This is a genomic window from Pseudomonas sp. EA_5y_Pfl2_R50, from assembly GCF_963970475.1.
GTDB lineage: Bacteria > Pseudomonadota > Gammaproteobacteria > Pseudomonadales > Pseudomonadaceae > Aquipseudomonas.
Genome location: NZ_CAXAPT010000013.1, coordinates 78,018 through 97,759 on the forward strand (window position 1 = coordinate 78,018; position 19,742 = coordinate 97,759).

The 19,742-nt window shown below is 60.3% G+C and carries 19 protein-coding genes and 1 pseudogene; 15 read left to right on the top strand and 5 right to left on the bottom strand.

The annotated features are described in order from the left end of the window. Positions 1-7: 7 nt before the first annotated feature. A complete protein-coding gene (locus tag AACY19_RS21340; RefSeq protein WP_339453606.1) occupies positions 8-376 on the bottom strand; it encodes a hypothetical protein in 369 nt (122 codons plus the stop codon). Between the two features lie 224 nt (positions 377-600). On the opposite strand from AACY19_RS21340, the gene AACY19_RS21345 reads away from it, so the two are divergent. Beyond that, positions 601-1,899 carry a serine/threonine protein kinase gene (locus AACY19_RS21345; protein WP_339453607.1) on the top strand — a complete coding sequence of 433 codons (1,299 nt, stop codon included), beginning with the start codon at positions 601-603 and terminating at the stop codon, positions 1,897-1,899. Beyond that, a complete protein-coding gene (locus AACY19_RS21350; protein WP_339453608.1) occupies positions 1,892-2,680 on the top strand; it encodes an MlaA family lipoprotein in 789 nt (262 codons plus the stop codon). Before AACY19_RS21345 ends, AACY19_RS21350 begins: the two co-directional genes overlap by 8 nt. A gap of 86 nt (positions 2,681-2,766) precedes the next feature. Here the strand turns inward: AACY19_RS21350 and AACY19_RS21355 are convergent, their stop codons facing one another. After that, positions 2,767-3,681 (bottom strand): DUF808 domain-containing protein, encoded by a 915-nt coding sequence (locus AACY19_RS21355; RefSeq protein ID WP_339453609.1) that lies wholly within the window; start codon positions 3,679-3,681, stop codon positions 2,767-2,769. Between the two features lie 135 nt (positions 3,682-3,816). On the opposite strand from AACY19_RS21355, the gene AACY19_RS21360 reads away from it, so the two are divergent. Further along, positions 3,817-4,422 carry a TetR/AcrR family transcriptional regulator gene (locus AACY19_RS21360; protein WP_339453610.1) on the top strand — a complete coding sequence of 202 codons (606 nt, stop codon included), beginning with the start codon at positions 3,817-3,819 and terminating at the stop codon, positions 4,420-4,422. 112 nt (positions 4,423-4,534) lie between these two features. Here AACY19_RS21360 and AACY19_RS21365 read toward each other — a convergent pair whose 3' ends face one another. Next, on the bottom strand, positions 4,535-4,993 hold the full coding sequence (locus AACY19_RS21365) for an REP-associated tyrosine transposase (protein ID WP_339453611.1): 459 nt from the start codon (positions 4,991-4,993) through the stop codon (positions 4,535-4,537). Positions 4,994-5,205: 212 nt separating this feature from the next. Next, positions 5,206-5,646 (bottom strand): GlcG/HbpS family heme-binding protein, encoded by a 441-nt coding sequence (locus tag AACY19_RS21370; RefSeq protein ID WP_339453612.1) that lies wholly within the window; start codon positions 5,644-5,646, stop codon positions 5,206-5,208. Between the two features lie 268 nt (positions 5,647-5,914). Here AACY19_RS21370 and gcl point away from each other — a divergent pair, with 268 nt between their 5' ends. The 9 genes from gcl to AACY19_RS21415 all read left to right on the top strand — a co-directional run bounded on the left by gcl (position 5,915) and on the right by AACY19_RS21415 (position 17,018). Continuing rightward, positions 5,915-7,690, top strand: coding sequence for a glyoxylate carboligase (gene gcl / locus AACY19_RS21375; RefSeq protein ID WP_041479607.1), 1,776 nt, complete (start codon positions 5,915-5,917; stop codon positions 7,688-7,690). A gap of 78 nt (positions 7,691-7,768) precedes the next feature. Further along, a complete protein-coding gene (gene hyi / locus AACY19_RS21380; RefSeq protein WP_095050211.1) occupies positions 7,769-8,551 on the top strand; it encodes a hydroxypyruvate isomerase in 783 nt (260 codons plus the stop codon). 160 nt (positions 8,552-8,711) lie between these two features. Further along, entirely contained in the window at positions 8,712-9,605 is an 894-nt protein-coding gene (locus tag AACY19_RS21385) for a 2-hydroxy-3-oxopropionate reductase (protein WP_339453613.1), read from the top strand. Positions 9,606-9,762: 157 nt separating this feature from the next. Next, entirely contained in the window at positions 9,763-11,037 is a 1,275-nt protein-coding gene (locus AACY19_RS21390) for a glycerate kinase type-2 family protein (protein WP_339453614.1), read from the top strand. Beyond that, a complete protein-coding gene (pyk, locus tag AACY19_RS21395) occupies positions 11,034-12,449 on the top strand; it encodes a pyruvate kinase (protein ID WP_339453615.1) in 1,416 nt (471 codons plus the stop codon). The genes AACY19_RS21390 and pyk overlap by 4 nt, the downstream gene beginning before the upstream one ends. Before the next feature lie 146 nt (positions 12,450-12,595). Then, the gene (locus AACY19_RS21400) at positions 12,596-13,510 is read left to right on the top strand and encodes an urea transporter (protein WP_339453616.1); all 915 of its coding nucleotides are present in this window, start codon (positions 12,596-12,598) and stop codon (positions 13,508-13,510) included. A 21-nt stretch (positions 13,511-13,531) separates the two neighbouring features. Continuing rightward, positions 13,532-14,356, top strand: a complete 825-nt coding sequence (locus tag AACY19_RS21405; RefSeq protein WP_339453617.1) for an ion transporter — start codon at positions 13,532-13,534, stop codon at positions 14,354-14,356. A 106-nt stretch (positions 14,357-14,462) separates the two neighbouring features. After that, positions 14,463-15,461, top strand: a complete 999-nt coding sequence (locus AACY19_RS21410) for a sulfate ABC transporter substrate-binding protein (protein WP_339453618.1) — start codon at positions 14,463-14,465, stop codon at positions 15,459-15,461. A 369-nt stretch (positions 15,462-15,830) separates the two neighbouring features. Continuing rightward, the gene (locus tag AACY19_RS21415; RefSeq protein ID WP_339453619.1) at positions 15,831-17,018 is read left to right on the top strand and encodes an MFS transporter; all 1,188 of its coding nucleotides are present in this window, start codon (positions 15,831-15,833) and stop codon (positions 17,016-17,018) included. A 49-nt stretch (positions 17,019-17,067) separates the two neighbouring features. Here AACY19_RS21415 and AACY19_RS21420 read toward each other — a convergent pair. Then, positions 17,068-17,157, bottom strand: a pseudogene (locus AACY19_RS21420) (type II toxin-antitoxin system HicB family antitoxin); the annotation flags it as partial. 216 nt (positions 17,158-17,373) lie between these two features. Between AACY19_RS21420 and AACY19_RS21425 the strand changes: the two are divergent. From AACY19_RS21425 to AACY19_RS21435, 3 genes are read left to right on the top strand one after another with little or no spacing between them, the layout of a single operon-like run. Then, on the top strand, positions 17,374-18,030 hold the full coding sequence (locus tag AACY19_RS21425; protein ID WP_339453620.1) for a peroxiredoxin-like family protein: 657 nt from the start codon (positions 17,374-17,376) through the stop codon (positions 18,028-18,030). A gap of 25 nt (positions 18,031-18,055) precedes the next feature. Further along, a complete protein-coding gene (locus tag AACY19_RS21430) occupies positions 18,056-18,775 on the top strand; it encodes an SDR family oxidoreductase (protein ID WP_339453621.1) in 720 nt (239 codons plus the stop codon). Between the two features lie 60 nt (positions 18,776-18,835). Beyond that, a complete protein-coding gene (locus AACY19_RS21435) occupies positions 18,836-19,714 on the top strand; it encodes a LysR family transcriptional regulator (RefSeq protein ID WP_339453622.1) in 879 nt (292 codons plus the stop codon). The last annotated feature ends 28 nt before the right edge of the window (positions 19,715-19,742 follow it).

The window sequence follows — 19,742 nt, forward strand, 5'->3', positions numbered from 1 at the left end:
CCTGCTTTCAGGCACTGCGAGACTCGCGAACCAGACGCAACCCGGCAATCACCAACGCAAACACTGCCAACGTCGTGTTGTACAACGCCAGCGCCGGCACGCCGAACACCAGCGCCAGCACGGCCAGCCACCACCCTGTCCGTGCGGGCAAGACAAACCCGACCAGCGCCGCAACGAGCGCCGCCCAGCCCAACACCTTGAAATGGATCATCAGCCCAAGGTTCGAACGCAACTGGCATTCCCAGCGGCTGGCCTCATCGACGCAGATGCCGACCCATTGCCCATCCTCCATGAAGCCATAACGCGCGCCATAACTGGCCGCCAGCCACAACGGCAGCAGAACGATCAGCAGAATCACGGGCAAGCGGTGGGACATGTAGCACTCCAAACATGAGAAATCGGCGGCCAGCTTAATCCGCCAACGGCCATACGCAAGCACTAACAACTGTTAACTGTTCATGAAGGCGGTGCAAAGTGTATCGTCCAGCTACTATTACTCCGAATTCTGCCTCTTTGGTGCCGATGCATGGCACTTTGGCGTAAACCCGGTGGTCATAGCCTGCGAACTTTATTCGGCACCTTCCTCTAAGGGATCTAGTCATGCTCCGTTCCTTGCGCTTCGCCGCGCTGTTCAGCGGCCTTATTTTGAGTGCGTCCGCACTGGCGGTGGATATCGACGCCGCCAGTTATGGCTACCCCCTGACCAACCCGTTCGAGGCGACCATCGCCACGACCCCGCCGGATTTGCGCCCGGAGTTGCCGCTGGACGATGACATCAATCAGTCTGACCGCAGCCTGACGCTGCGCCCGGAGCGCGAGTTCATCCTGCCGGACAATTTCTGGGCAGTGAAGAAACTCACCTACCGCATCGCCACACAAGACAAACCGGCACCGCTGATCTTCCTGATCGCCGGCACCGGCGCGCGCTATGACAGCACGCTCAACGAATACCTGAAAAAGCTCTACTACAAAGCTGGCTACCACGTCGTGCAATTGTCGTCGCCGACCAGCTTCGACTTCATCAGCGCCGCCTCACGTTTCGCCACCCCGGGCGTGACCAAGGAAGATGCCGAAGACATGTACCGGGTGATGCAGGCTGTCCGGGCGCAAAACCCGAAACTGCCGGTTACCGAGTATTACCTGACCGGCTACAGCCTCGGCGCTCTGGATGCTGCCTTCGTCGCGCATCTGGACGAGACTCGCCGCAGCTTCAACTTCAAGAAAGTCCTGCTGCTCAATCCGCCGGTCAATCTCTACACCTCGATCACCAACCTCGACAAGCTGGTACAAACCGAAGTTAAAGGCATCAACAACAGCACGACATTCTATGAGCTGGTGCTGAGCAAGTTGACCCGTTACTTCCAGCAGAAAGGCTACATCGACCTCAACGATGCCCTGCTCTATGACTTTCAGCAGTCCAAGCAGCACCTGACCAACGAACAGATGGCGATGCTGATCGGCACCTCGTTCCGCTTCTCGGCGGCCGATATTGCCTTCACCTCGGACCTGATCAACCGTCGCGGCCTGATCACCCCGCCGAAATTCCCGATCACTGAAGGCACCAGCCTGACGCCGTTCCTCAAGCGCGCCCTGCAGTGCGACTTCGACTGCTACCTGACCGAGCAGGTGATTCCGATGTGGCGCGCCCGCACCGACGGCGGCAGCCTGCTGCAACTGATCGATCAGGTCAGCCTCTATGCACTCAAGGATTACCTGCACGACAGCCCGAAAATTGCCGTGATGCACAACGCCGACGACGTGATCCTCGGCCCGGGCGACCTCGGGTTCCTGCGCAAGACTTTTGGCGAGCGCCTGACCGTTTACCCACTGGGCGGCCATTGCGGCAACCTTAACTACCGCGTCAACAGCGACGCCATGCTGGAGTTCTTCCGTGGCTAAATATCTCCTGCTGACTGCAGCGCTACTCTGCGCAGGCGTGGCCCAGGCCGACAACAGTAAAGCTAATGCGCCCGTGGTGGTCGACAGCGACGGTTTCAAAGAGCCGCTGTCCAAACTCAAGTTCAACCCGGGGCTGGATCAGCGCGAATTCGAGCGCTCGACGCTCAACGCGCTGAACGTCTACGACCCGCTCGAGTCGTGGAACCGTCGGGTTTACCACTTCAACTACCGCTTCGACCAATGGGTGTTCCTGCCGGTGGTCGATGGCTACCGCTACATCACGCCAAGCTTTGTGCGGACCGGGGTGAGCAACTTCTTCAACAACCTCGGTGACGTGCCGAACCTGGTCAACAGTCTGTTGCAGTTCAAGGGCCAGCGCTCGATGGAAACCACCGCGCGCCTGCTGCTCAACACCACCATCGGCATCGCCGGACTGTGGGACCCGGCCACCGCCATGGGGCTGCCGCGTCAAAGCGAAGACTTCGGCCAGACCTTGGGCTTCTACGGTGTACCGGGTGGCGCCTACTTCGTCCTGCCGATCTTCGGCCCGTCGAACATCCGCGACACCGCCGGCCTGGCCGTGGACTACACCGCTGATTCAGCGATCAACTTCCTCAACGTTTCGGAAGTCAGCTCCAACCACCCGGAAGTCTGGGCATTGCGCGCGGTCGACAAGCGCTATCAGACCAGCTTCCGTTACGGCCAGATGAACTCGCCGTTCGAGTATGAAAAAGTGCGTTACGTGTACACCGAAGCGCGCAAGTTGCAGATCGCCGAATAATTTTCGGCAGGTACAAAAAAGGGCCATTCGATGCGAGTCGAATGGCCCTTTTTCATGGCATCACCCGCTCCCACAGGGTGATGCATTCAGCCTTTGATGGCGCGCCAGATCCTGCCGACGACAGAAACAACCGCCAACACCGCCGCACCGGCAATGATCCCCGCAACGCCATTGAGCAACATCGGCACCACAAAACCGGCGCTTCCCGCCGCGGCGCCAACGCCTTCAATCCAGTGATGCACCACGGGCACGCCGTGGGTCAGGATGCCGCCGCCGACCAGGAACATCGCCGCCGTGCCCACCACCGACAGGGTTTTCATCATGTACGGCGCCGCACTGAGAATGCCGCTGCCGATCTTTTTCGCCGCTTGCCCAGGCTTCTGTGTCAGCCACAAACCGAGGTCGTCGAGTTTGACGATACCGGCGACCAGGCCATAAACGCCCACGGTCATGACGATGGCAATGCCCGACATCACGATCACTTGCTGCGTCAGCGAGGCATCGGCCACGGTGCCAAGGGTGATGGCGATGATTTCTGCAGACAGGATGAAGTCCGTGCGAATCGCGCCTTTGATCTTGTCTTTCTCGTATGCCACCAGATCAGTCGCCGGATCGGCTACCGCCTCAGTCAGTTGTGCATGCTCGGCCTCATCTTCGGCCTTGCTGTGCAAAAACTTGTGCGCGAGCTTCTCGAACCCCTCGAAGCACAAATACGCGCCCCCGACCATCAACAACGGCGTCACCAACCACGGCACGAACGCACTGATCGCCAGCGCCGAGGGCACCAGAATCAGTTTGTTGACGAAAGAACCCTTGGCCACCGCCCAGACCACGGGGATTTCCCGCTCGGCACGCACGCCGGAGACCTGCTGGGCATTGAGCGCCAGGTCGTCGCCGAGTACGCCGGCAGTCTTCTTGGCGGCCATTTTGCTCATCAACGCCACGTCATCCAGCACGGTGGCAATATCGTCGACCAACACCAGCAAACTGCTTCCTGCCATGAATCCTGTTTCCTTTTATGTATGAATGTTGCGAAGCATAACGCGACCACCGACCACACGGGGCATTCTTGAGCGCTGCGCGAGGCCGGTGCTACCATGCGCCACCGCCAGAACAGGCAAGGAACCACCGGGTTTATGAGCACAATCCGCGAGCGCAACAAAGAACTGATCCTGCGTGCCGCCAGCGAGGAGTTTGCCGACAAGGGCTTCGCTGCGACCAAAACCAGCGACATCGCCGCCAAGGCGGGCTTGCCCAAGCCCAACGTCTACTACTATTTCAAGTCCAAGGAGAACCTCTACCGCGAGGTTCTGGAAAGCATCATCGTGCCGATCCTGCAGGCGTCGACACCGTTCAATCCGGACGGCGTACCGAGCGAAGTGCTGAGCGGCTACATCCGCTCGAAGATCCGCATCTCCCGCGACCTGCCTTTCGCCTCCAAGGTGTTCGCCAGCGAAATCATGCACGGCGCCCCGCACCTGAGTGCCGATCTGGTCGAGCAGCTCAACGGCCAGGCCAAGCACAATATCGACTGCATCCAGACCTGGATCAACCGCGGCCAGATCGCCCCCATCGACCCCAATCACCTGATGTTCAGCATCTGGGCCGCGACCCAGACCTACGCCGACTTCGATTGGCAGATTTCTGCTGTGACCGGCAAGGACAAGCTCGACGAGGCGGATTATGAGGCGGCGGCGCAGACGATTATCCGGTTGGTGTTGAAGGGATGTGAGCCGGACTGAATACCGCGTTGACCGCTTCGCGAGCAGGCTCGCTCCCACAGGAACTTATGAACGACACAGATCCCATGTGGGAGCGAGCCTGCTCGCGAATGGCGGCAACACAGAATAACGCTCAAATCCAGATCGCATCCCACAGGGGATAGTCGCCAATTTTCTCGACCAGACCAGCCCGCAGCGGGTTGGCCACGATATACCGAGCCAGCTTCACCAGATCTTCCTCTCTGCGCAATGCACGATCATGAAAGCCTGATTGCCAAAGACTGGTCTGTCGACCGGTCGCGAGTATCACGGCTTTGGTGCTGAGGGATTTGGTTCGTTGCATCAACTCGCCAAGCGAACCGCGCTTCAATTCAACCAGCCAGTGAAAATGATCCGGCATCACAACCCAGGCCAACGTCTTGGCAAACCCCATTTCCTCTGCGACGCGAAATTGGCTGACGACCAATCGACCCAGTGCAAAGTCGCTGAAAACAGGTTGCCTTCCCGCTGTATTGGTAGTCAGTAGGTAGATGCGGGTGTGTTCGGAGTAACGGCCTATGCGCAAGCGATGTGAAGCGGACAGTTTCGGCATTCCTTTGCCCCTTTCAAGAGATGACCTGAAAGGTTAGATGTGCACCCGGGGAGAAAGCGCCAAGACTGTTAGCCAGATGTGTCCGTTGAATCGCCTTCGCGAGCAGGCTCGCTCCTACAGGGGATTTGGGGTATTCAAACATTTTGCGTCTGAACACAAATCCAGTGTGGGAGCGAGCCTGCTCGCGAAGGCGGTTAATCAGACGCTACAAATCAAGCCGCCACCCCCGCATCCGCCCGCAACTCCAGCGCCTCCACCGCTTTGATCGCCACCTGCTCATCAATATCCGACAGATCGCCGCTGATGCCGATAGCGCCCAGCACGTTCCCGGCCTGATCACGAATCAACACACCACCCGGTGCGGGCACGACGCTGCCCTGGCCCATGCTGTTCAGTGAGGCAATGAAGGCCGGGCGTTGTTGGGCGTCCAGCGCCAGCAGGCGTGAGCCCTTGCCCAGCGCAATCGCGCCCCAGGCTTTGCCGATGGCGATTTGCGGGCGTAGCAGGCTGGCGCCGTCTTCGCGTTGCAGGGTGACCAGATGGCCGCCGCTGTCGAGCACCGCGATGGTCAGCGGCGCGGCGTTGATGCCGCGCCCTGCGTTGATGGCTTCATTGACCAGGTTGACTGCGACTTTCAAGGTTAAAGCGCTCATGGTGCCGTCCTCATTTTGTTATAGGGAAAGTCGTGGGGCTGCGCTTTTCTGCCGCAGCCCGATGCAACAAATAGAACACAATGAGTTATTTTTTTGTATACAATAATTCTCGAAAAGCGCCACATGCGACGAAAAGCCACACTCAGACAGGCTTCCGACGAATGAAACAGGCGCTTGAGAAAATGGATTGACCTGCGCCGTCCGCCGTGAATACACTCTGCGCAAAGCCACTTGTATACAATTACAAAACGTAAAGAGGCACAAAACCATGAGCAAAATGAGAGCAATCGAAGCCGCCGTTCTGGTGATGCGCCGTGAAGGGGTTGATACCGCTTTTGGCATCCCGGGTGCTGCCATCAACCCGCTGTACTCCGCCTTGCAGAAAGTCGGTGGCATCGATCACGTCCTTGCTCGCCACGTTGAAGGCGCCTCGCACATGGCCGAGGGCTACACCCGCACCAAGGCCGGCAACATCGGCGTGTGCATCGGGACTTCCGGCCCTGCCGGTACCGACATGGTCACCGGGCTCTACAGCGCCTCGGCCGACTCGATTCCAATCCTCTGCATTACCGGCCAGGCACCCCGCGCCCGTATGCACAAGGAAGACTTCCAGGCTGTCGACATCACCAGCATCGTCAAGCCAGTCACCAAGTGGGCGACCACGGTTCTGGAGCCGGGCCAAGTGCCTTACGCGTTCCAGAAAGCGTTCTACGAAATGCGCTCCGGTCGCCCAGGCCCGGTGCTGATCGACCTGCCGTTCGACGTGCAGATGGCCGAGATCGAATTCGACATCGACGCTTACCAGCCGCTGCCATTGGCCAAACCGACCGCGACCCGCGTTCAGGTTGAAAAGGCTTTGGCTTTGCTGGATCAGGCTGAGCGTCCATTGCTGGTGGCCGGTGGCGGCATCATCAACGCCGACGCCAGCGACCTGCTGGTTGAATTCGCTGAACTGACCGGCATCCCGGTGATCCCGACCCTGATGGGCTGGGGCACCATCCCGGACGATCACCCGTTGATGGTCGGCATGGTGGGTTTGCAGACTTCGCACCGTTACGGCAACGCGACGATGCTCAAATCCGACGTGGTGTTGGGTATCGGTAACCGTTGGGCCAACCGCCACACCGGTTCGGTGGATGTCTACACCGAAGGCCGCAAGTTCATCCACGTCGACATCGAAGGCACGCAGATCGGCCGTGTGTTCACGCCGGATCTGGGCATCGTTTCCGACGCCGCTGCAGCACTGACCGTGTTCATCGAAGTGGCCCGTGAATGGCAAGCTGCCGGCAAGCTGAAAAACCGCAGTGCCTGGCTGCAAGACTGCCAGCAGCGCAAAGCCAGCCTGCACCGCAAGACCCACTTCGACAACGTGCCGGTCAAGCCACAGCGCGTTTACGAAGAAATGAACCAGGTGTTCGGCAAGGACACCTGCTACGTCAGCACCATTGGTCTGTCGCAGATTGCCGGCGCGCAGTTCCTGCATGTCTACAAGCCGCGTCACTGGATCAACTGTGGTCAGGCCGGCCCATTGGGCTGGACCATTCCGGCAGCGCTGGGCGTGGTCAAGGCCGATCCGAGCCGTAAAGTCGTGGCCCTGTCGGGGGACTATGACTTCCAGTTCATGATCGAAGAACTGGCGGTCGGCGCTCAGTTCAAACTGCCGTACATCCACGTCGTGGTGAACAACTCGTACCTGGGCCTGATCCGTCAGGCACAGCGCGGGTTCGAAATGGACTACTGCGTGCAACTGTCCTTCGATAACCTGAACGCGCCGGAACTCAACGGTTACGGTGTTGACCACATCGCCGTGGCTGAAGGCCTGGGCTGCAAGGCACTGCGTGTGTTCGAACCCTCGGAAATCGCCCCTGCCCTGCGCAAGGCCGAACAGATGATCGAAGAGTTCAAAGTACCGGTGATCGTCGAGATCATTCTGGAGCGTGTGACCAACATCTCCATGGGTACCGAGATCAACGCCGTCAACGAATTCGAAGACCTGGCGCTGGTCGGCAACGATGCGCCAACGGCGATTTCGCTGCTTGATTAACTGCTGACTGCTCCCCCTGTGGGAGCGAGCCTGCTCGCTCCCACAGGGGGAACCTCACAAGATTTACGGGAGACCACCATGCCGCGTTTTGCAGCCAACCTGTCCATGCTGTTCACCGAACAGGATTTCCTCGCCCGTTTCGACGCCGCCGCCAAGGCCGGCTTCAGCGGTGTCGAGTACCTGTTTCCCTACGACTTCAGCTCCGCTGAAATCAAGGCCAGGCTCGACGCCAACGGTCTGACACAAGTGCTGTTCAACCTGCCGGCCGGTGACTGGGCCAAGGGCGAGCGCGGTATCGCGTGTCTACCGGATCGTGTTGAAGAATTCCGCGCTGGTGTCGATCTGGCGATTGCCTACGCACAAGTGCTGGGCAACACCCAGGTCAACTGCCTGGCCGGTATCCGCCCGCAAGGCGTTGACGATGCCACCGTGGAAAAGACCTTCGTCGCCAACCTGAAATACGCCGCCGACAAGCTGCAGGCAGCGGGCATCAAACTGGTGATGGAAGCGATCAACACCCGTGACATCCCGGGTTTCTATCTGAACAACACGGCGCAAGCCCTGTCGATTCGCGAACAGGTCGGCAGCGCCAACCTGTTCCTGCAATACGACATCTATCACATGCAAATCATGGAAGGCGATCTGGCCCGCACCCTGCAATCGCACCTGGGCGAGATCAACCATGTGCAGCTCGCGGACAACCCGGGGCGCAACGAACCAGGCACCGGCGAAATCAACTACCGCTTCCTGTTCGAACACCTGGATCGCATCGGTTATCAGGGTTGGGTTGGCTGTGAATACAAGCCGCTGACCACCACCGAAGCTGGCCTCGGCTGGTTGAAAACCCACAACGCAATCTAAAGAACACTGCAAAACCCTGCGGGCGCGAGCCTGCTCGCGAAGAGGCCGGCACATTCACCATCAGTGGCGCCTGGCATATCGCATTCGCGAGCAGGCTCGCTCCCACATAAAAGCAGCTCCCCTATTTGCTTGAGCAAGACAAAAACAAGAGGATTTTCTCATGGCTAAAATCGGATTTATCGGCACCGGCATCATGGGCCACCCAATGGCTTCGAACCTGCAGAAAGCCGGTCACAGCCTGTTCCTGTCGGCGCACCACGACGCCGCCCCTGCTGACCTGGTGGCCGCTGGCGCCGTCGCGCTGGCCAACCCGCGCGAAGTGGCGCAGGAAGCTGAATTCATCATCGTCATGGTCCCGGATACCCCGCAGGTTGAAGACGTACTGTTCCGCGCCGACGGCGTTGCAGCAGGCCTGAGCAAAGGCAAAGTCGTCATCGACATGAGCTCGATCTCGCCAACCGCCACCAAAGCGTTCGCGGCGAAGATCAACGAGAAAGGCGCGCAATACCTCGACGCACCGGTATCCGGCGGTGAAGTCGGCGCCAAAGCCGCGACCCTGAGCATCATGATCGGTGGCGACGCCGATGCCTTCGAACGCGCGCTGCCGCTGTTCCAGGCGATGGGCAAGAACATCACCCTGGTCGGTGGCAATGGCGACGGTCAAACCGCCAAGGTCGCGAACCAGATCATCGTGGCCCTGAACATTCAGGCCGTCGCTGAAGCCCTGCTGTTCGCTTCGAAAAACGGTGCCGATCCGGCCAAGGTGCGTGAAGCGCTGATGGGCGGTTTCGCGTCCTCGAAAATCCTCCAAGTGCACGGCGAACGCATGATCAAAGGCACCTTCGATCCAGGCTTCCGCATCAGCCTGCACCAGAAAGACCTCAACCTGGCCCTGCAAGGCGCCAAGGAGCTGAACATCAATCTGCCGAACACAGCCAACGCCCAGCAAGTGTTCAGCACCTGCGCGGCCATCGGTGGCAGCAACTGGGACCACTCGGCGCTGATCAAAGGTCTGGAGCACATGGCCAACTTCTCGATTCGCGACAACAAATAAGCCACTGCCCCGCTTTCCATGTGGGAGCGGGCTTGCTTGCGAAGAGGGCGTGTCAGTCGACATGGAGATTGACTGACCCACCGCTTTCGCGAGCAAGCCCGCTCCCACAAGGGATCTGAGTTGCCCTTTCGAATAACAAGAATTCCGGGAGCCCGCCATGTCGGTCGATCCGCAACAACTGCTGCGCGAGCTGTTTGCCACAGCCATCGACGCGGCCCATCCGAACCAAGTGCTCGAAGCCCATTTGCCTGCCGATCGTACCGGTCGAGTCATCGTCATCGGCGCCGGCAAAGCCGCTGCCGCCATGGCGCAAGTGGTCGAGCGCAGTTGGGAAGGTGACGTGTCTGGCCTGGTTGTGACCCGCTACGGTCACGGCGCCCCGTGCGAAAAAATCGAAGTGGTCGAAGCCGCGCACCCGGTACCGGACGCTGCCGGCCTGGCCGTGGCCAAACGGGTGCTGGAACTGGTCAGCAACCTGACTGAAGACGACCGCGTGATCTTCCTGCTCTCCGGTGGTGGCTCTGCCCTGCTGGCGTTGCCGGCCGAAGGCATCACCCTCGCCGACAAGCAGTCGATCAACAAAGCCCTGCTCAAATCCGGCGCGACCATCGGCGAGATGAACTGCGTGCGCAAGCACCTCTCGGCGATCAAGGGCGGGCGTCTGGGCAAGGCCTGCTGGCCGGCGACGGTTTATACCTACGCAATTTCCGATGTACCGGGCGACCTCGCCACGGTCATCGCTTCCGGCCCGACCGTGGCCGATCCAAGCACGTCCGCCGAAGCGCTGGCGATCATCAAACGCTACGGCATCGAGATTCCGGCGTCGGTGCGCACCTGGCTGCAAAGCCCTGAATCGGAAACCGTCAAACCCGGTGATCCGTCGTTGGCCCGCAGCCACTTCCAGTTGATCGCCCGTCCTCAGCAGTCGCTGGATGCCGCCGCCGTGAAATGCCGTCAGGCCGGTTTCAGCACGCTGATCCTCGGCGACCTCGAAGGCGAGTCGCGCGAAGTGGCGAAAGTCCACGCCGGCATCGCCCGCCAGATCATCAACCATGGCCAGCCATTGGCAGCGCCGTGCGTGATTTTGTCCGGCGGCGAAACCACCGTGACCGTGCGCGGTAATGGCCGTGGCGGCCGCAACGCCGAATTCCTCTTGAGCCTCACCGACAGCCTCAAAGGCCAGCCTGGCGTTTACGCCCTGGCCGGTGACACCGACGGCATCGACGGTTCGGAAGACAACGCCGGCGCGATCATGACCCCGGACAGCTACGCCCGCGCCGCCGCCCTTGGCCTGAGCGCCAGCGACGAGCTGGATAACAACAACGGCTACGGCTATTTCGAGGCGCTCGACGCGCTGATCGTCACCGAGCCGACCCGCACCAACGTCAACGACTTCCGCGCCATTCTGATCCTTGAGAGCTGCAAATCATGACGCCTGATAAAAAGGTCAAAATCCTCGCCACCCTTGGGCCTGCCGTCGATGGCATCGAGCAAATCCGTGAACTGGTCGAAGCCGGGGTCAACATCTTCCGCCTGAACTTCAGCCACGGTGATCACGCCGATCACGCCAAGCGCTATCAGTGGATTCGCGAAGTCGAGCGCCAGCTCAATTATCCGCTGGGCATTCTGATGGACTTGCAAGGGCCGAAACTGCGCGTCGGCAAGTTCGCTGACGGCAAAGTGCAGTTGCATCGTGGTCAGGCGTTCCGCCTGGATCTGGACGCGACACCGGGCGATGAGCGTCGGGTAAATCTGCCGCATCCGGAAATCATCGCCGCGCTGGAAGCCGGCATGGATCTGCTGCTCGACGACGGCAAACTGCGTCTGCGCGTGGTCACCCAATACACCGATGCCATCGACACCACCGTGCTCAACGGCGGCGAACTGTCGGACCGCAAAGGCGTCAACGTGCCGCAAGCGGTGCTCGACCTCAGCCCGCTGACCGCCAAGGATCGCCGCGACCTGAGCTTCGGTCTGGAGCTGGGTGTGGACTGGGTCGCGCTGTCGTTTGTGCAACGCCCGCAAGACATCATCGAAGCCCGCGCACTGATCGGCGACAAGGCCTTTCTGATGGCGAAAATCGAAAAGCCATCCGCCGTGAAGCAACTGCGCGAAATCGCTGAATTGAGCGATGCGATCATGGTCGCCCGTGGCGACCTCGGCGTCGAAGTGCCGGCGGAAAGCGTGCCGCAGATTCAGAAAAACATCATCACCACGTGCCGCGAACTGGGCAAACCGGTGGTGGTGGCGACGCAGATGCTGGAGTCGATGCGCTTCTCCCCTGCCCCGACCCGCGCCGAGGTGACTGACGTTGCCAACGCCGTGGCCGAAGGCGCCGATGCGGTGATGTTGTCGGCAGAAACGGCCTCCGGCGAGTACCCGCTGGAAGCCGTGCAGATGATGAGCAAGATCATTCGCCAGGTGGAAAACGGGCCGGATTATCAGACGCAACTCGACGTCAGCCGGCCGAAAGCCGAGGCCACCGTTTCCGACGCGATCAGTTGCGCGATCCGTCGCATCAGCAACGTGCTGCCGGTGGCGGTGCTGGTCAACTACAGCGAGTCGGGTGCGTCGAGTTTGCGTGCCTCGCGAGAGCGGCCGAAAGCGCCGATCCTCAACCTGACACCGAACCTGCAAACGGCACGTCGTTTGAGCGTGGCGTGGGGGATTCACTCGGTGGTCAATGATCGCCTGCGCCAGGTCGACGAAGTCTGCTCGACCGCGCTGGAAATCGCCCAGGCCCAAGGCATGGCCGAGCGTGGCAACACGCTGCTGATCACCGCCGGCGTGCCGTTTGGCCAGCCGGGTTCGACCAACTCCCTGCGGATCGAAACATTGATTTAGCGCCTGTCCCGGCCTCTTCGCGAGCAGGCTCGCTCCCACAGTTGATTTGTGTGCATCACAAACTCAATGACTGAACAAAGATTCAATGTGGGAGCCAGCCTGCTGGCGCAGAAGGCAACTCGGTTTCACTGACCTTCAGAACTGCCATGCCTGCCAATCACTTCAACACCCACTGCCCCGACTGGGCCGAGGCTTTGCTCAACGGTTTCAGTCAAATATTCCTCCAGCGCCATCCGCTGTGCGGCCTGCTGTGTCTGTTGGCGATTCTGCTGACCGCGCCTGTGCTGTTCGCCGGCGCGCTGCTCGGTGCCGTCGCCGGCTTGCTCACCGCGCAACGGCGCAATTACGCCAAGGCTGATCGCCAGGCGGGATTGTTCAGCTACAACGGCGTGCTGCTCGGCCTGCTGCTGAGCCTGTATTTCCCTTGGTCGCCGATGCTGCCGCCGCTGATTCTCGCCGCTGGCGGCTTGAGTGCGATGGTCACGCAGCAATGGCTTAAACACGTATACCGCAGCCGAGCCATACCGGCCTATACCTCGCCGTTCGTGGCCATGAGTTGGGTTCTACTGCTGTTCGCCGCGCCGTCGGCGCCGATGGCCCCCATCGAAATGAACACCCTGAACCTGCTCGCCGCCCAACTGCGTGGCCTCGGCCAGGTGATGTTCCTCGGTCATCCATTGGCCGGCGCCCTGATCGCCATCGGTTTGCTGATCGCTGATCGCCGCGCGTTTTGCTGGGCACTGCTGGCGTCTGCCATCGGCCTTGGCTCGAGCCTGCTGCACCACGAAACCAGTGTTGCGCTGCTGGGCATCGGCAGCTACAACGCCGTGCTCGCCGCCCTCGCCTTCTCGTCGCAACGTCAACAACCGTGGCTGCCGCTGCTCGGCATCGTCCTTGCGTTGCTGGTCACTCCGCTGTTTGCGGCGGTCGGCCTCGCGACCCTGACCGCGCCCTTCATCCTCGCCGGGTGGCTGATCCGCGCCGGGATTGAGATGCTTGGCAAAGCCAACGTCGAGCGTGCGCCTTGCGCTCACGGGGAGAATCAACCTAGGCTGCGCTGATCTTCGATTCAGGCGTTATCCATGGACAGCAGCAACAGTTGGCGCGAACGGCTTTACGTCATGATTTTCCAGAGCGACACCCTCGCCGGGCGTCGCTTCGACGGCATCCTGCTGTTGATCATCCTCGCCAGTCTGGTGATCGTGATGCTCGACAGTATCGACAGCATCCACCAGAACTACGCCGACGTGCTGGCCTACATCGAGTGGGGCTTTACGGCCGTCTTCCTCGGCGAGTACATCCTGCGTCTGTACTGCTCGCCCAAGCCGTTGCGCTATGCCTTCAGCTTCTATGGGCTGGTGGATTTGCTGGCCATCGTGCCGGGCATCCTCGCCCTGTATTACAGCGATGCGCAGTACCTGCTGATCATTCGGATCATCCGCATGCTGCGGATTTTCCGCGTGCTCAAGCTCAGTCCGTACCTCAAGCAAGCCAATTACCTGATGTCGGCGCTGCGTGGCAGCAAGCAGAAGATCGTGGTGTTTCTGGTCAGCGTCTGCACCCTGGTGACAGTGTTCGGCACCTTGATGTACGTGATCGAAGGCCCGGAACACGGCTTCACCAGCATTCCCAAAGGCATCTATTGGGCTATCGTCACGCTGACCACGGTGGGCTTCGGCGACATCGTGCCGAAGACCCCGCTAGGCCAGGTGATTTCGTCGCTGGTGATGATCACCGGTTACTCGATCATCGCCGTGCCGACAGGGATTTTCACCGCCGAACTGGCCAACGCCATGCGCGGTGAACAGCTGCAACACGACTGCCCGGTGTGCAAGAAAAACAGCCACGAGCATGGCGCGGCGTTTTGCTCGCGATGTGGCAATGCGCTGTTCAAGAAACTGGAATAAGCAAAGAGCTTTTTAATCTTTAAACGACTATGTGCGCCCCGTTATAGTCAGTGGCAATTGAACGGCTCCCCCCCAGCCCCTACACAGATAAAACAAGGAATGCGCAGTGAAAAAACTCTTTGGCGCCTCGCTTCTCGCCGCCGGCCTGGCCTTGGCCAACATCGCTCAGGCAGCCCCGACGCTGCTTAACGTTTCCTACGACGTGATGCGCGACTTCTACAAGGACTACAACACTGCGTTCCAGAAACACTGGCAAGCCGAGCACAACGAAAACATCACCGTGCAGATGTCCTTCGGCGGTTCGAGCAAGCAAGCCCGCTCGGTGATCGACGGCCTGCCGGCTGACGTCATCACCATGAACATGGCCACCGACATCAATGCCCTCGCCGACAACGGCAAACTGGTGCCGGAAAACTGGGTCACCCGTCTGCCGAACAACAGTGCGCCGTTCACCTCGGCCACCGTGTTCATCGTCCGCAAAGGCAACCCGAAAGCCCTGAAAGACTGGCCGGATCTGCTCAAGGACGGCGTGCAGGTGATCGTGCCGAACCCGAAAACGTCGGGTAACGGACGCTACACCTACCTGTCGGCCTGGGGTTACGTGCTGAAGAATGGCGGTGACGAGAACAAGGCCAAGGACTTCGTCGGCAAACTGTTCAAGCAAGCCCCAGTGCTGGACACCGGTGGCCGTGCCGCCACTACCACGTTCATGACCAACCAGATCGGCGACGTGCTGGTGACCTTCGAGAATGAAGCGGAAATGATTGCCCGCGAGTTTGGTCGTGACCAGTTTGAAGTGATCTACCCGAGCGTTTCCGCTGAAGCCGAGCCACCGGTGGCAGTGGTCGACAAAGTGGTCGATAGGAAAGGCTCGCGTGCGGCGGCGGATGAATACCTGAAGTACCTGTGGTCGCCGGAAGGTCAGGAGATTGCGGCGGCGAACTATTTGCGCCCGCGTGATCCGGCGGTCCTGGCGAAGCACACTGACCGCTTCCCGAAAGTTGATTTCCTCTCTGTTGAGAAGACCTTTGGGGACTGGCGCACCGTGCAGAAGACTCACTTCAATGATGGTGGGATTTTCGATCAGATCTACACCGGTCAGTAAGGCTTAAGTGACAACGACAAAGGCGATCCTCTGCGGTCGCCTTTTTTCATGCACACCTGAACTAAACACTGCCCGCTCCCACAGGGGATTAGTGTCGGGGAGCATTGCGATAAGACGAAGCTTCATGGCAATCCTCCGGTCATGAATATTGAACACGCGGATGCAAACATAAGCACGCTATCGAACAGGATGTAAGTGAATGTATCATTGGCCCGCACCGGTCGGACGCAAAGTCTGCCGATGGACGACAGGCCGATAGCGCCCGGATATTCCGCAACGGAATAACTGATATCAACCGAAGCCGGCTTCTGCCTGCCCGGTTTGTCCCATAGCCTCACCGCACTCCCTTTCGCTGGATCGAGAAACCTTATGACCGCCACAACTCACGCAATGACCCGGGGCATGGTGCTGCTATTCGCTTTCTGCTGCGGCGCCATCGTTGCCAACATCTATTACGCACAGCCAATCATCGGCCTGATCGCGCCGGACATCGGCCTCTCCGACACTATGGCCAGTTTCATCGTCTCGCTGACCCAGATCGGCTATGCGCTGGGCCTGTTTTTCCTGGTGCCGCTGGGCGATCTGCTGGAAAACCGCCGATTGATGATCATCACCACCGTAGTGGCAATTGCCAGCCTGCTCGGCGCAGCGTTCACCGATCAGCCGAACGTGTTCCTGCTGATTTCGTTGCTGGTGGGCTTCAGTTCGGTATCGGTGCAGATTCTGATTCCACTGGCCGCACACTTGGCACCGGAAGAATCCCGTGGCCGCGTGGTTGGCGGGATCATGGGGGGCTTGCTGCTGGGGATTCTGCTGGCGCGCCCGGTATCAAGCGTGGTTGCCGACCACCTGGGCTGGCGCGCGATGTTCATGATTGCCGCCGCGTTGATGGCGGCGATCAGCGTCGTGCTGGCGATGACCGTGCCCAAGCGCCAACCGGATCACAGCGCCACCTATGGTCAACTGATCGGCTCATTGTGGACGCTGCTGCGCCAGCAACCGGTGCTGCGTCAGCGTGCGTTTTATCAGGGTTGCATGTTCGCCACGTTCAGCCTGTTCTGGACGGCGGTGCCGCTGGAACTGGCGCGCAATCATGGCCTGTCGCAAAGCGAAATCGCGATCTTCGCCCTGGTCGGCGCCATCGGTGCCATCGCCGCGCCAATCAGCGGTCGCCTGGCCGACGCCGGCCACACCCGCATCGCCTCGTTGCTGGCCATGCTGTTCGCCAGCCTGAGCTTCCTGCCCGCTTTCATCCACCCGGCCTACAGCGTCATCGGCCTGGCCGTCACCGGCGTGGTACTCGACTTCTGCGTGCAGATGAACATGGTCCTCGGCCAGCGTGCCGTTTATTCACTGGACGCGAAAAGCCGTGGCCGCCTGAACGCGCTGTACATGACCAGCATCTTCATTGGCGGCGCCTTCGGCTCGTCGGTGGCCAGCGCGGTGTATGAGCATGGCGGCTGGTTGTGGATCGTGATTGTCGGCAGTGCTTTTCCGCTACTGGCGTTGTTGCGGTTTTTAAGTGCTTCGCAACGTGGCTCACTGGCAACGGCGTAAGGCCGCAAAAGCTTCGCGAGCAGGCTCGCTCCCACAGGTTACTCACTGAGCCTGCTGTCACGGCGCCGGGAGTATCGGGGATCTGAATACCGATGGCGGTATTTTCGTCACCCCATTCGATGCAGATTGGATATTGCATTATGGATCTCCCTGGCCCGGCCCTTTAAAAGCAACCCGAGAGTTATCTTTACTCACGCACAGAAAACCGCAAAGCGACGTCCGGTTGTTTTGCAGAGTGTAAGTTTTCATTCCCCCCGAGCATAAATGCTATGCCCCGCAGCGGCGTTCCCCCGCGCGCGCCTGACGGTCACTCTTGAACCCAGCCACTACCGGCGTTTCTTCAGGACTTTCGACCATGACCCTGCAAGCACAACTCGATGCCTTCAAAGCCGACTTCAAGGCCGGCAAACCGCCTTACAACGCCCCGGCCGACATCCACCCGGTGATGGAGCGCGCCACTGCCGAGCTGATCGCCTCCGGTGCAGCCAGCCGTTCGTTGAAAGTCGGCGATAAAGCGCCGCTGTTCACCCTCAAAGACCCTGAGGGCAATGCGGTCTCGTCCGCCGACCGGCTGGCACAGGGGCCGTTGGTGCTGACGTTTTATCGTGGCGTCTGGTGCCCGTACTGCAACATGGAGTTGCAGGCACTGCAGGCTTTTCTACCGGCGATTCAGGACGCCGGGGCGAGCCTGCTGGCGATTTCACCGCAGATCGCTGCCAACAGCCGCAAGTCGCAACGCATCAACGAACTGCAATTCCCGATCCTCAGCGACCCGCGCAATGACGTGGCAGCCGCATTCGGATTACGCTTCGAGCTGCCGCCCTACCTGATCGAGCTCTACAGGAATCTGCGCAATGATCTGCCGACCTTCAATGATGATCCCGCCTGGACCCTGCCGATGCCCGCGCGTTACGTGATCGGTCAGGATGGCGTGATCCGTTACGCCGAGGTCAACCCGGATTACACTCAGCGTCCCGAGCCTGAAGCGATGCTGGACGCATTGCGTGGCTGAATCGATGATCTGCCCTGGAGTTGCCATGACCCGACGCACTTTCCTCATCACCGGCGCCAGCAAAGGCATTGGCCGGGCGCTGGCTGAACATCTGGACCGCGCCGGGCACCGGGTGGTGGGAATTGCCCGCCAGCCCGACCTGAGCTTCCCGGGCATTCTGTTCCCGCTGGACCTGAGTGATCGCACGCTGACCGGTGAAGTCCTTGCGGAGCTGGCGCGGACCTACGAGTTCGACGGACTCGTGAACAATGTCGGACTGGTGCGTCCGCAGGTGTTGGGCGATATCGATCTGGACGCCTTCGACGACGTGATGCGGTTGAATCTGCATTCGGCGCTGCAGGCGACTCAGACGCTGTTACCGGGGATGCGCACACGGGGTTGGGGTCGGGTGGTGAATATCTCCAGCCTGACGGTGTTGGGCATCACCCAGCGCACGGCGTATGCAGCGGCGAAAGCGGCGCTGGTCAGCTTCACCCGCTCGTGGGCGCTGGAACTGGCGCAGACCGGGATCACCGTGAACGCCGTAGCACCGGGGCCGACCGAGACCGAACTGTTTCGCGCCAATAATCCAGCGGGCAGCGAGGGTGAGGCGCGGTATCTGGCCGGGGTGCCGATGGGGCGGCTTGGGCAGCCGGAGGAGATTGCTTCGGCGATAGCGTTCCTGCTTTCGGAGCAGAGCGGCTTCATCACCGGACAAACCCTGTTTGTCGATGGCGGCGCCTCGGTCGGCAAAGCCGCGTTCTAATCAACGCCCTAAATCCTCTGTGGGCTCCCCGATAACTTCCAGACTTTTACAGGAGCATTGATGGATCGCCTCGCCGCCATGGAAACCTTCATCTGCGTTGTGGAAACCGGCTCGTTTTCCGCCGCCGCTCGGCGCCTGAATATCGGTCAGCCCGCCGTCTCGAAAACCATCGCTCACCTGGAAAAACGCCTGGCCGTCAGCCTGCTCCTGCGTTCGACCCGGGGCCTGACCCCAACCGAAGCCGGACTGGCTTTTTTCGAACGGGCCAAGCGCACACTCGAAGAAGCCGATGAGGCCGACAACGCTGCGCGCGGCACCGCCGGCGGTTTGAGCGGCCACCTGCGCATCAGCGCCGCCGTGACCTTCGGCCGCCTGCACATCGTGCCGAAATTGGGGCCGTTCCTCGATCAGCATCCACAACTGAACATCGACCTGATGCTCGACGACCGCAACATCAACCTCGTCGAAGAAGGCATCGACGTTGCCTTGCGCATGGGTGCGCTGACCGATTCGGGCCTGACCGCACGCAAAATCGCCGACTGTCGCCGCGTGGTGCTCGGCACACCGGCCTACTTTGCCAGACACGGCGAACCTGCCTGTCCTGCCGAATTGAGCAAACACCAGGCAGTCGTCTACCACCTCGGCGGCGGCAACGCCTGGCAGTTCGCCAAAGGCACGGAAAAACAATCGGTGATCCTCAGCGGACGTTTGCGCGTCAGCGCGGCCGAGGGAGTGCGCGAAGCCGTACTCGCCGATCAGGGCCTGACCCTGGCCTCCGAATGGATGTTCGCCCCTGAACTGGCCAGTGGTGCGGTGAAAACCGTGATGCACGACTGGACGCTGCCCGACCTGGATTTATGGGCAGTGTTTCCGACGGGAAGAATGGCGAGTGCCAAGGCGCGGGCGTTTGTCGAGTATGTCCAAGGGTTGCTGACCTAGTGGATGCTTGTAAATGTTTTCAAACCAC